Below are 13,671 nucleotides of genomic sequence, written 5' to 3'. Positions count from 1 at the left end.
ATGATACAATATTTTTATAATAGAAATAAAAAGAAACACATTTCTGTAAATATTGATTAGTTTTGCGTGGTATGATGATTGAGTTAGTGCTATGCAAAAAACAAATTCAATCATTTTATATTCAATTCGAATAGAGAGAAATATGAGAAAATTAGTTTTACTGTTGAATATCTTTTTACTGACGACAGCAATAACGCTTCCTCAATGGACTAATCAAAACCCCGTTCCCGAAGGCAATCATCTCTGGTCAACTTTTTTTATTACGGATAATACGGGATGGATTGTTGGTTCAGATGGATTCATCAGGAAAACAGCCAATGGAGGACTCGATTGGTTTGAACAAAACGGCGGAACTTCTTCAACACTGCGATCGGTTCAATTTATAAATGAAAACACAGGATGGATTTGTGGTGAGAATGGTTTAATCATTAAAACTACTGATGGCGGCGCAAATTGGTTTGGGCTATCATCCGGCACAACAGAAAATTTAACAGATATACATTTTATTGATTCTAATATTGGGTATGTGGTTGGTTACAATGAAACTATTTTGAAAACCTCCGATGGCGGCTCAAGCTGGAGTACTCAAAACACCGGTTCTGACTTCGATATTTATTCGGTTGATTTTGTGGATGCAATTTTAGGATATGCAGTTGGTGGCAGAGATTCAAGCAATTTTCTTAAAACTACTGATGGTGGACTTAGCTGGATAAAGAAAACTTTATCATTAGGTAATATATCAACCCCGATTTTAAACTGTGTTGAGTTCACAAATTCGAACACTGGTTACATTGGTTCGGAAGGTCAGTTCCTTAATCATTCAGGAAATATCAGTAAAACTACTGATGGCGGAATAACATGGTTTTCCACGACTTTATGGAGAGCTATTCAGAAAGGGGATCAGTCTGAACATTATACAGAAGACAATCCGACTGATAATCAAAGAGGTATAAGATCAATTTATTTCAAAGATCAGAATAGCGGATTTGCTGTCGGTGGTACGAGAGATGGTTGGTGGAGAAGTATTTTTACAACTACCGATGCCGGCGCAACCTGGGAAAATAAATATGGTTATTCAGAACAAACAGGGTTACTTTCTGTTTTTGTAAATGGCAACGGAAAAGGATTAGCTGTTGGATACAGCGGTATTATTTATACAACTGAAAATTACGGATCTTCATGGTTTCAAATTCTCAGCGGGAAAAATTCACTTTACTATGCAGGCGATTGGATCACCTCCGTTTTTATGATCAATGAAAATGTTGGATGGGCGGCCGGATATAGAAAAGGAATTTGGTATTATCCAATAATTTTAAAAACTACCAACGGCGGAAAAAGCTGGATTACTAATTCTGAGTTCGGCAATTCATTTACTAAATCATCAACGAATATCTTTTTCATAAATGAAAACAGCGGCTGGGTTAGCTTTTATGATAGAAATGCATACAAAACTACTGATGGCGGGCTTACATGGTTTACGAGTGGAATTTCCGGCAATAGTATATTTTTTATAAACCAGGATACAGGACTGGCCGCTTATGAACCTCTTGGTATTTACAAATCAACAAACGGCGGAACGAATTGGACTAAGAAAAGTTCTGTGAGCAGTCGCAGTATATTTTTTGCTGATATCAATAATGGATGGGCAGTTGGTAACAGCGGAAGCATTTTGAAATCAACTGACGAGGGCGAAAGCTGGATTTCAAAAACAAGCGGCACCACTTCTAACTTAAATTCGGTTCATTTCTATAACAACAATGTAGGAATGTCCGTTGGTAAATATGGAACAGCTTTGTTGTCAACAGATGGAGGGGAAAACTGGGTATCACAAATTATTGGCACTTCCAGCACATTAAATTCTGTTAGGGTAACCAGCCAGAATACTGTATGGATTGTTGGTAATGACGGGACAGTAATAAGCAGTGATGATCAGGGAACTAACTGGATATCTCATTCGGGGTTAACGGAAAGCAATTTGTCTTCAGTACATTTTCTAAATGAAAACACAGGCTGGATTGCGGGAGACAATAGTATAATTAAATATTTTGTCGAGCCAGCACCTCCAACAATCCATTTCGCACCGGTGTGGTCCGGTAGCGGATATATGGTTATGGATATCTATGTAACAGGAGTAGAACTAATTGGCGGCGGAAGTCTTATTGCCGGTGATGAAATAGCAGTGTTTGACGGTGAGCGTTGTGTGGGAGCCGTGCTTCTCACCGAACCAATTCCTGTTGGTGGAAATATAATTATTAAAGCATCAACAGATGATCCGGGAACACCCATAATAGATGGTTTTATTAATGGAAATCCGATTAGCTATAAATTCTGGTTATCATCAATATCCCAGGAAGTATCGGAATACACTGCAAACTATATTTCAGGAAGCGGTGTGTTTGTTTCACTTGGTTCAGCCACTGTTGAATTCGCCAATGTAGTGCCCGTCGAATTTATTTCTTTCAAAGCCAACGTATCCGGTAATAAGGTTGTTCTCAATTGGCAGACTGCAACCGAAGTGAATAACTATGGTTTTGAAATTGAACGCAGTTCAGACAAAAATAATTGGATAATATTAGGTTTTGTCAATGGAAGCGGAAACAGAGAAGCACCAAAAGATTATACCTTTATTGATGACAATTTAATTGGGGGGAATAAGTTTTATTACCGCCTGAAACAAACAGACAACGATGGCAGTTTCGTATATTCAGATATTATTGAAGTGGATGCGCTACCGGTCAGCTATTCACTTTATCAAAATTATCCTAATCCGTTCAATCCCTCCACAACAATAAGATATCAGCTGCCCAATGAAGCAAAAGTAATTGTAAAGCTTTATGATATGCTCGGTAACGAAGTATCCACACTTGTTAACGAAGTTAAGCAACCCGGAGTTTATGAGGTTGAATTGAACGCACAAGATCTTGCAAGCGGCACTTACATCTACAGGTTAGTCTCAGGAGGGTTTACTGAAACCCGGAAGATGGTGCTGCTCAAATAATTTGTATCAAATTACAATTGTCAGGTATTGATCAATATTGAATTAGGAGGACGAAAGTCCTCCTTTTTCTTTTAGTAATGATTTACAAATGGTTTTGCTCATCCAAATCATCGGAAAAAATAAAAATATTTTTCCTCTCTTTTTCCGAAAGCCGGCAATAAAAAAATTAGCATTTCAGATTGTACTATAGCAAATTAGAAACTTTGCTTGACGATTACCAAGATTCACCAATCAGCAAGAATAGTTGCATAAGTTAGTTAATCTTATAACTTTAAAATTATAATTTCACTTTACTCCGAGAGGGCACGAGTACAGCCAGTTTCCGTATCCTCATTAGACTGCATCCCCAATACTCTCCCGAAGTGAGAAATAACTATTCACATTTTTTAGGGAGGTCTCATGAAAAACTTCAAGGAAATTTTCTCTCCTTTACCAAAGATTCTCTTTCTGCTTTGCTTTTTCTTCATAACGGGTTGCGAAGAAGAAAATCCCGTTGAACCGGATCCTAGCAGCAACCTTTTACCTGGAGTTGCTTACATTGGACATGGATATAATGTTTTTGGTGATTATGCTAAAGCCGAGTTCGTAAAAAGCCCTCTGTTTGAATATGAAAATTATTCCACTGTAACAGTTGGTGGGAAATCATTTAATATTCCATCAGAAGTTCAGTATACATATATCAACGGTGCAGAATTTAATAGTGTTTATGGTTTGAATTCTTACGAATACCGGGAGTCAATGACTATAAATGCAAGCCTCAGTGGTCAGTACTCATTTTTCAGTCTATCAGTAAAAAACAACTACAACGAAGAGCATTACAGAAGTAACTATAAAGCATTTTGTACGATTCAGAATGTGATAAAACAATGGAAGCTAACTCTGCCTTATACGGATTTTACAAAGCTAAAAAGTATGTTGACCAATCAAGCACGAAATGATATTGCAAACCTTTCACCCGAAACTCTCTTTAACAAATATGGCACTCATTTTCTGGCAGAAGTAATAATCGGTGCGAGAGCAGATTATAACACTTGCGTAACCAAGTGTGCTGCCACAACAACAATTAAAAATAATTTTTCCGTATGTGCTGAAGCAAGCTTTAAGAAAAAATCCGGCTCAGGCAGCTTCAATATGGTTACAGAAGAACAACTTCAGTGCTTTGAAAGTAATTCATTTCAAAACCTAAAGGTATCCGGTGGGAAGAGCGAGTACGGATCATATATTTTTCAAACAGGCAATTACGAAAAGTGGATTGAATCAATAAATAAAGTTGAAAACCTTACCATTTCTGATTTTACAGATAACAGCTTGATACCCATCTGGGAACTTTGTGCTGATGATACAAGGAAGAATCAGTTAAGTGCGGCATTTGATTCATATGCCAGTCAGTTTGCTCTTCCTTCTATTGTTGATGACGCAATTAATGATTTTTATTTCGAAGTCACTACTTATCCGAATGTAACACCCGTGCCCGGATGGTCATTGATAAATGTTGACTTGAACAGAGATGCCGGAGGTAAATTTATTTATCTTTGTTATAAGGCAGGGCTTGACGATCAGGAAGCCATTTCGGCAGTAACGTTCATTACGAATAGTCAACAGACTCCAGCGGGCTTCGTAAAAATTCCACAAGATTTGAATGAAGGTGCCGGAGGCGATTTTATTTATCTATGTTATAAAAAAGAAATGACGAGCAACCCAATCAGAAGAGTTGACATTCTAATCGGACAGAATGCTCAGCCCGAAACCGGGTTCTATTTTGTTGAAAATTATTGGTCCGGGATAAAACAGGATCTTAACCAGGGTGCTGGAGGTAACTTTCTATGGATGGTTTTCTCTTATGATCTTCCCAATCCATGGTTATAGCAATATATTTTCAAATTTAATATGAAGCTAAAAGGCGAGCCCATCACTCGCCTTTCTTAAAACTCTCTTCGAATTTAATAACTCCGCAACTGTTGCCATTTATAAAGCAATTTTTTAGTTTAAGATACAAGATGTGCGCTTCTTACTGTTCTTCTTCTTTATCGCACACATATAATTAAATTTATTTTTTTTATTTAACAAGGAGGTTGTTATGAAAAAAGTACTGCAGAAAATAATTGCTGCAAATATCCTGTTAATTCTATTCTGCATCACTGGCTTTGCTCAGGAAACTGATCAGGTAAAAGAGGAATCATTATACAACAGACTCGGAGGTGCACATGCGATTGCACAGGTTGTAGATGATTTCGTTGACCGTATCTGGGTGAACGAGGTCTTAAATCAGAATCCAAAGAATAAAGAAGCAATGGGCATAAGTAAGCCTGCATTGAAATATCTCGCCACAGAACTTACCTGTATGGCAACAGGCGGTCCTCAGAAATATTCAGGACGTGGTATGAAGGAGGTCCATTCGGGACTTAACATCTCGGACAAAGAATGGGATGCAATGGTTGTAGATTTCAAAACCACACTAAACAAATTTAATGTTCCGGAAAAAGAACAAAACGAATTACTCAATCTTGTTGGTGGATTAAAGGGTGATATAGTAATGTCATCTGCAAAATAATGCTGGGTAAATTTTTTTAATCTTAAGAATTGTAAGGCGGGTTAACCACTCGCCTTTTGTATTTTTTTAATTCAACTCCTCTCAAACTGACTCTGTATTAATTTCATAATCACTGAGATTAATTGTGAACTATCAATAACTGTCACACTTAACATCAGCATTTGCATCGAATTTCAGTGTTACTAAATCACAATCCAGAGGATAATCCCGCTTTTTTACTTATTACCTGATTGGCATTAACATTGAGTTACTAAGTATCATTTGTTGTAAAAATAGCTGGGAAAAATGGAAGCAATTAAAAGAACTTTACAGGGTGAAATTGTAATCGAAAAAGTAAACTTAATCAGAGCAACAATGCATGAAGCATTCGAAATAAAAGAAATTCTTAACGACGATATTTTCGATTACAATAAAATAATAATAGACTTAACAAGCTGTGATTATGTCGACAGTACATTTCTCGGTGCTTTGGTTTTTTCTTATCGTAAAATAAAGGAAAAGAACGGCACCTTTGCTCTCGTAATCAGTAATGGATTTCTTTCCAAATCATTTCTTTATAGTGATATATCATCCATCTTCAAAGTTTACTATTCACTTAAAGAAGCCATCGAAAATCTGACTGATACTAATAAAAAAGAAACAATATCAGAAGAACACTGAATTAATAATATGATATTGACGGCGACAGGTTTGTCCTGCTTTTCAGTCAAGGGCTTGTCGGGGGTGAAATTTTCAGTAAAATTAACCTAAAATATCCATTAATTACCCCGTCAAATTTGGTTGTTTGGTAAAATGTTTTTTAAAGCAATTATTGAGTGGCATACAGGTTGGATACAACCAGCAACTAATAACTATAGTGGGAGAACAATGACAACTTTCTTTATATTGCTCGGAGTACTGCTTACAAGCATCATCATCACATTTGTGCAAATCAGATCGTCGGATAAAAAAGAAATGGAAGAATTAAATCAGTTATTTGAGGATGTACCGTTGGATTAACACTCAAATAAAAAAGTTAAAATGGTACAAAAATACCCCGCTGCACATTAGGGTGAGTGCAGCGGGTTTTTAATTCAAATGTTATCAATTCATAACCATCAAATATTTCCAACTACATTTCTCGCATATACAATTTGCTGTCTTTCCGAGGTAGCATTTAGTTTTAAGAGTTCGCCGAAATAATATTCGGCTTTCTTTTTATTGCCAATAAGTTCGGCGGATTTTCCAGCGCCGTATAATGTATTGAAACGGTTTGGATTATTCTTCAATGAAAGCTCATATTGTATAAGTGCATCCTTTGGTCGGCTCAATTCCATATAAAGATCTCCCAGCATTTCTCTTGCAGGAAGTAAAGCTCCAGGTGTTACAGGATTTTTACTGGTTGCATCTTCGAGGTCGGCAGCAGCAGTCATCATCTCTAAGCATTTTTTCATTTCATTCTGTACATACAACATCCAGGCTTTGACAACTTTCTTTTGAATTTCTATTTGGTTAATCCAGTATATATTAGATTCTGCATCCGGGAAAGTGCTTTGAAGCTCTTCCAATTTTTTCAGAGATTGAGTTGCAACTTCTACGTTCTTGCTTCTCCCGGCACCTATTCCTTTTGCATAATAAATCAATGCTTCATACTGCGGGAAAGTATCCCACGGAAAATCTAAATGAGTGAAAGAAAGATTTGCAGCCTCATTCCAATTCTGATATTCTAAAGCCAGTCTGCCGTGAATTGCAGCAAGTGCATAAGCAACTTGCGGCATCGCTTGATAGGATCCATGCAAAGTATCAAGAATATCAGAAATATCTTGTGCCTTCTCATATTGTGACTGCTGCAGGTATGCATAAACTAGATAATCCAGAGCATGGAAATAATGGTTTGATATTTTTCCGTCAACGGGCATTTTCCAGGCAGCAGCAGCTGACCTCAGATTTAAGTTAACTGATTCTTGCCAATAACCCAGTCGTGTAAAAATATGAGTTGGCATATGCAAAGCGTGTGGAACTTCAGGGGCAAGTTTATAATATTCTCTTGCAACCCTGATTGCATTCGGTGCGAGAGGCGGATAATCGTATGCGTGAATTGCGTAATGAAATCCTGCCGGGTGATCAGGAATTATTTTAAGCACACTTTCTGCAAGCGCACCGGCTTCTAACTGCAGCGTGTACGATTTATCGGTTGGCGAAACCGTTGCAAGCATTGATAAAACAGAAAACATTTTTGCTTCGATATCATCAGGTAATTCATCAGAGGCAGTTTTCCATCCAATCCTGAATGCTTCCAATCTTTCAGGCTCAGATTTATTTATTCCATCTTCAAAAAAAGAAGCAACTGCCGCACCGTACAACTTTTCCTTTTCTGTTTCCGCAAGCTTCAGAGCATTTTGTGAAAGCACGAAACCATCGTTTAAAGTTTTTTCGTCGGGAATGTCCGGCCAGAGAGGATGAATATATGTCATCGCTTTCCCCCAGTACCCCCAGAAGCAGTCTTTGTCCATCTCGATTACTTTGTTGAAAGTATATTCAGCATCATCATAAGTCATATGATGTATAAGCGCAATTCCAAATGCTATCAGCGTATCCAATTTCGGACTGCAGCCGTCCGAGAACTGAACTGTACCGCACATTATATCCGGAGTCAAATATGTTTTTTGAGTTTCATTAACTTTTTGATCCGTGCAGGAAATCGAATAAAAAAGTAAAATGATAATTAATGGAATTAGCCTATTATAGAAAAGTACTTTTGTCGTTTGTCTTGAATCTACGGTTTCCATATAATTTTCCTTTTTTTAAAAATGATAAAATTATTGACACTGACCTAGCGATTATAATTGAGCTATATAATCCGCAACATTTTTTGCCCCATCACTTATACCGACAAGGAACCCTGTCCGCTCCGACGGCATCCACGGCAAACCAACGAAGCAAAGACCCGGCGAGTTAGTTACACCTCTCGTCTGATTTGGAAATCCTTCTCTGTCAAAAACAGGTATCTTCACAAAACTATAATCCCAATCATATCCTCCTGCCCAGATAATAGTTTTTATATTTTCCGATTCCAGATCCAGCTCTTCAATCAAAGCTTGCTTGTAACCATCTTTTAACTCAGGCAATTTTTCTTCGGGTAAATCTAATTTCATTTGCTGAATATACTGATCGATCATTTTTACAATTTCACTTTCAAATTGATCTACTATCGCGAGACTTTGGTGTAAATCAGGCGCAAAAAATGTTTTATTATTTTCAGCACCTTTGAGGTGACCTAACAACGTAATTCCGTCTTTTGAAAATTTATGCAGGTTGATTGTATATCCGCCATTCTTTCCTGTAAGCTGAGGTATTGGACGAAACCTTTCAACACCAGGCGGCAATTGTTCCGGAGTTAAATCAAAGATACCCATTTCATCCAGCCATTGAATTATATCCTTACCTCTGTAACGCCTTGGTAATCTTCCTGCTTTTCCAACACACAAAAAAACTTTTCTACCGGATTGATAAAGTTCTTCCGCCAGTTGAGTACCTGATTGTCCGCTGCCGGCAATGAGAACTGCTCCATCCGGTAATGAAGTTGGATTACGGTATGCGCTGCTATGAATCTGATGAATATCGCCGGATATTCTTTTGGATATCTGTGGTATTCTCGGCACACGCTGGAAACCGATTGCAACCACAACATTTTTTGCCTTAATAGTTTTTTCACCGGTTTTTATTATATAGCCCAATCTTCCATTGGGTTCTACCGAAATCACATTAGTATTATACCAGACTGGCAAATTGTTCTTCCGGACATATCCCTCTAAGAATTTTACAATTTTATCTTTTTGCATAAATCCGTCAGAAGGTTCTCCATTTCTTTCACTTCCGGGCATCCGGTATAAAGCCCAGTTTGGTGTTACAAGTGTGAACGAATCCCATCTTTCATTACGCCACGGATGCGCGATCTTATCATGCTTCTCTAAAATTATATGCTCTTTATTGTGTTGATTAAGATAGTAGCTTGTTGAAAGCCCCGCTGGTCCACCTCCGATTATTACAGTTTCGATTTGTTCAATCATAATAATTAATCCTTCTGTTAATTAATGTAATTATCAGTTCTGCTTGTAAGCAGCAATTTAGAAATCTAGTTGGGATTTAATTTGCAGATAAACCTGCGCTAAGCTTTACAGTAATATGAGGAATGATGAAACGCAGTTGTTAAAAACTAATAATATTATTAATAAAGACAAACAGAACTTTATTCAACCATCACCTAAAACGAACTACTTCACTCCTTGCCTATTCAATGCTGGGAAAAGTTTTAAAAAGAAATTTATTTTAACGGGAATATGCTGAAATTTGAGCAACTCAGCAGTTTACTTCATTCGGTCATAAAGTTTTTTCAAGTAATAGTTGCATTTTATTAAGTTATTAGTGATTTTGAACTAAAATTTTTCATCTGTACTCTGAGAGCCTGTTTTAGATTTAGCTAATCTATCTATCCCCTGTAAAAATCTCATCATCATCTTTGCAGATGCAACAGTTAAAGGAGAGTTTCGTATATGATTTGCATTTTGTAGCAGTCTGCCCATTCATTATGCATGAATAGGGCAAAAAAATCATCATTAACAATTAAAGGAAGCTACTATGAAATATATTTTCTGCATTCTGCTATTCCAATTTGTGTTAAGTGTATCGATAAATGCTCAAATATCAGGCTATGCACTTCATTATGACGGTGTTGATGATTATGTCAACTATGGCAACGCAGCAACTTTTGATGTTGGCACAACAGCCACATATGAATTATGGATAAAACCAGATTCTGGTGCCTCAGGATTTCTTTTTAACAAATGGGTTGCATTTCAAGAAGACAAGCAAATAACTTATTCAAATGGAAGTGTAGGATTTTACTTATTTAATGTATTTGGTGGAATAGCACTTTATTCAACACCAATAATTCCAGAGCTTCAGTATACTCATATTGCATTAACATACGATGGCTCCGAGGCAAAAATATATATTAATGGTGTATTTGACACATCAAAATTTGTTGGCAATGGTGTTAGTAATTCTTTCGGTAATTTATTTTCAGGATTTAATCCAGACAGGAACGATGCCGTATATCCATATGAAGGAATTGTTGATGAGTTCCGCATCTGGGATATTGCTCGGACAGAATCCGAAATTCAATCCACTATGGAACAAACATTAATCGGAAATGAAGCTGGGCTAGTAGCATACTGGAAGTTTGATGAGGGATCGGGAACTGTAACTAATGATGCAACCGCTAACAATAATCCGGGGACGATTAGCGGGGCCACCTGGGTAGTTTCAAATATTACTGATGTTGAACAGACAACCGGCAGCTTACCAGCAAATTATTCACTTGAACAAAACTATCCCAACCCGTTTAATCCATCAACAAAAATAAAATATTCAATACCATTTGCAGAAATTGTTACGCTGAAAGTTTATGATCTACTTGGACAAGCAGTTGCGACACTTGTTAATGAATATAAACCCGCAGGAAATTATGATGTTGATTTTACGGCGGACAAACTTTCAAGCGGAACATACATATATGAAATAAGAGCGGGTGATTTTGTTGAGACCAATAAAATGATCCTGCTTAAGTAAGTTAATTTTCATTCTTAAATATTCAAGGGCGAGCCATCAACTCGCCCTTACTGATTACTATATTTAATCACAGTGATGTAATTAACATATGAATTAATGTTATCTGATTATTTGGAAGCTGGATTAGGATACTGATTCATAATTGTATAAATGTTATCCTTGTGCTCTTGAATGTATCCTCTCAACTCAGCCCATTCGTCAGCAAGACCATCAAGCCTTTTCATATATTCATCCCAAAATGCGTTGAAAGCATTCATATCTTTCACGACATACCAAATATTAAAATTCCACTCGTCGCCCCAGGCGTGGTTAAAATGTCCCCAACTATTAAGCATCTTTTCATCTACTAGCTTGTTTAATATTGGGGCAAATTTTTCATTAGTTAATTTATTAGCCGCTTCCATATCAGCCATTTTAACTTTTTGAAAACTTACTACCAGTACAGGATTTTCCTGCTCCTGTGCAGAAATATTTTCTGACACCGAAATAAAGATTAGTAATGCTGACACCATTAGCACGAGCTTTCCCATAAAGCACTCCTTTTTGATTATTGATGAATTAATTGATTCCCCTGATTTGCTACATTTATTTTAAATGATTTTAACGAGTCAATATCCAATTGATAGACTTTAATGTATCTACATTTTCTTGATTTAAGGATTACTTTGCTGCCCGGGTTATGGGAGAGGTAGTCAAAACTAAATATTAGTTTGAAGATTGGCAAATGTAAGTTTCATAGAAATTTTATCTAGTTACTTGAAACTAAATAATCCATCTACCTTTCCCTCGCAACGGTAGGTTTAAAATCTGCGGGACGACCAAGCTTGGGCAATCCGAGTATTTCTCTTGCGCGGTCGAGTGCATCGTCAATGTTTCCATGAATGTTTGCTTCGCCGATCTTTTCAATAAACTCAGCTTGTGCAAGTGCCATCAGCGGCTGAGTGTGCACTCCCGATAAAATAAGTTTAGTATCATGTCGTTTTGTTTCTTTCAATAATTGTTCGAGAGCATGTATTCCTGTTGAGTCTATTGCCGGAACATCGCGCATTCTTATAATAATTATCTTCGGAGGGTTTTCGACAATCCTCACCGTATCCCGGAACTTTGAAACCGCACCGAAGAAGAAAGGTCCGGTTATTTCAAAAACCTCAACACCGTCCGGAACTTTTTTATTCTGGATTGAGTTCACGTCGGTCACTTCTTCTTCATCTTTCAACTCTCTTGTAATAATTCCAACGTTTGTTACCATCGCCATTCTTCGTATGAATAAAAGAACCGCGAGTATCATTCCTATCTGTATTGCAATTGTAAGATCGAAGATAACCGTGAGTCCGAATGTTGTAAGCAGTACAGCAATATCGCTTTTGGGATATTTAAATATTTCTGCGAATGATCTCCATTCGCTCATATTGTAAGCAACGACAATCAGAATTGCGGCAAGTGTTGGCATTGGAATAAGTCCTGCCCATCTTCCGAAGAAAAGCATTATTAAAAGAAGAACAATTGCGTGAACAATTCCTGCGACAGGAGTTCTTCCGCCGTTTTTAATATTGGTTGCTGTTCTTGCAATTGCACCGGTTGCAGGAATTCCACCGAACAGAGGTGTTACAATATTTGCAGCACCCTGTGCAATCAATTCCATATTTGAGCGATGTCTTCCGCCGATCATACCATCTGCAACAACTGCTGAAAGAAGAGATTCGATCGCAGCCAAAAGTGCAATTGTAGTTGCCGGACTTATCAGGTTCCTGATAGTTTCAAAATCAATTTCAGGAAAAGTTGGAGTTGGAAGCGAAGAAGGAATTTCTCCAAACCTGCTTCCAATCGTATCCACCGGCAGATGAAAAAGCTGAACCAGCAGTGTTGAAATAATAATTGCTATTATTGTTCCGGGTATCCTGTGAGTAATTCTTGGAAAAATTAAAATCGTAACCAATGAAATTGCACCGATGATAAATGCCCAGTAGTTCATTGAAACAAAGTTCTGAGAATAAACAATCCACTTCTCAAGAAATTCCGAGGGCATTTTTTCAATAGTCAGTCCGAAGAAATCTTTTATCTGAGTAGAGAAAATTATCAGAGCAATACCGCTTGTAAATCCGACTATCACCGGATGAGGAATAAATTTTATAATCGATCCGAATCTTGCAAATCCCATTATGACAAGAATCACTCCTGCCATTATCGTTGCAATGATCAAACCGTTAGTTCCGTACTGCTGGATTATTCCGTAAACAATAATTATAAAAGCACCAGTTGGTCCGCCGATCTGAACCCGGCTTCCGCCAAGAAAAGAAATTATAAATCCGGCAACAACTGCAGTGATTAATCCTTTATCGGGTGTAACTCCGGAAGCAATTGCAAAAGCAATTGCAAGAGGCAGTGCAACAATTCCCACTATCACTCCGGCTGTAAGATCAGACGTAAATTGTTTTTTTGAGTAGTCTCTAAGTGTAGTAAAAAGTTTTGGTGTCAGCATTCGTAAAATGATTTCTTATAGTTTATCTAAAAA

At 37.3% G+C, this 13,671-nt stretch carries 11 protein-coding genes; 6 read left to right on the top strand and 5 right to left on the bottom strand.

Annotated elements, in window-relative coordinates; all coding sequences use genetic code 11:
• Positions 1-142: 142 nt before the first annotated feature.
• The 5 genes from IPM14_00510 to IPM14_00490 all read left to right on the top strand — a co-directional run bounded on the left by IPM14_00510 (position 143) and on the right by IPM14_00490 (position 6,548).
• On the top strand, positions 143-2,998 hold the full coding sequence (locus tag IPM14_00510; GenBank protein ID MBK9096604.1) for a T9SS type A sorting domain-containing protein: 2,856 nt from the start codon (positions 143-145) through the stop codon (positions 2,996-2,998).
• A 399-nt stretch (positions 2,999-3,397) separates the two neighbouring features.
• Positions 3,398-4,864, top strand: a complete 1,467-nt coding sequence (locus IPM14_00505) for a hypothetical protein (protein ID MBK9096603.1) — start codon at positions 3,398-3,400, stop codon at positions 4,862-4,864.
• Between the two features lie 211 nt (positions 4,865-5,075).
• Positions 5,076-5,549: a group 1 truncated hemoglobin gene (locus IPM14_00500; GenBank protein MBK9096602.1), complete on the top strand. Its 474-nt coding sequence runs from the start codon at positions 5,076-5,078 to the stop codon at positions 5,547-5,549.
• Between the two features lie 285 nt (positions 5,550-5,834).
• Positions 5,835-6,209 (top strand): STAS domain-containing protein, encoded by a 375-nt coding sequence (locus IPM14_00495; protein ID MBK9096601.1) that lies wholly within the window; start codon positions 5,835-5,837, stop codon positions 6,207-6,209.
• Positions 6,210-6,341: 132 nt separating this feature from the next.
• On the top strand, positions 6,342-6,548 hold the full coding sequence (locus IPM14_00490; protein ID MBK9096600.1) for a hypothetical protein: 207 nt from the start codon (positions 6,342-6,344) through the stop codon (positions 6,546-6,548).
• Between the two features lie 98 nt (positions 6,549-6,646).
• Here IPM14_00490 and IPM14_00485 read toward each other — a convergent pair whose 3' ends face one another.
• From IPM14_00485 to IPM14_00475, 3 genes are all read right to left on the bottom strand, one after another.
• Positions 6,647-8,317 (bottom strand): hypothetical protein, encoded by a 1,671-nt coding sequence (locus IPM14_00485; GenBank protein MBK9096599.1) that lies wholly within the window; start codon positions 8,315-8,317, stop codon positions 6,647-6,649.
• 51 nt (positions 8,318-8,368) lie between these two features.
• Positions 8,369-9,598, bottom strand: a complete 1,230-nt coding sequence (locus tag IPM14_00480; GenBank protein MBK9096598.1) for an NAD(P)-binding domain-containing protein — start codon at positions 9,596-9,598, stop codon at positions 8,369-8,371.
• 366 nt (positions 9,599-9,964) lie between these two features.
• Positions 9,965-10,111, bottom strand: coding sequence for a hypothetical protein (locus tag IPM14_00475; protein MBK9096597.1), 147 nt, complete (start codon positions 10,109-10,111; stop codon positions 9,965-9,967).
• Positions 10,112-10,166: 55 nt separating this feature from the next.
• On the opposite strand from IPM14_00475, the gene IPM14_00470 reads away from it, so the two are divergent.
• Positions 10,167-11,159: a T9SS type A sorting domain-containing protein gene (locus IPM14_00470; protein MBK9096596.1), complete on the top strand. Its 993-nt coding sequence runs from the start codon at positions 10,167-10,169 to the stop codon at positions 11,157-11,159.
• 107 nt (positions 11,160-11,266) lie between these two features.
• On the opposite strand, the gene IPM14_00465 is transcribed toward IPM14_00470, so the two are convergent.
• On the bottom strand, positions 11,267-11,689 hold the full coding sequence (locus IPM14_00465) for a hypothetical protein (protein MBK9096595.1): 423 nt from the start codon (positions 11,687-11,689) through the stop codon (positions 11,267-11,269).
• Between the two features lie 245 nt (positions 11,690-11,934).
• Positions 11,935-13,638: a sulfate permease gene (sulP, locus tag IPM14_00460; GenBank protein ID MBK9096594.1), complete on the bottom strand. Its 1,704-nt coding sequence runs from the start codon at positions 13,636-13,638 to the stop codon at positions 11,935-11,937.
• Positions 13,639-13,671 lie beyond the last annotated feature (33 nt).

The organism is bacterium, assembly GCA_016716565.1.
Classification (GTDB): domain Bacteria; phylum Bacteroidota; class Ignavibacteria; order Ignavibacteriales; family Ignavibacteriaceae; genus IGN2.
This window is presented reverse-complemented; position numbering and strand designations above follow the sequence as displayed.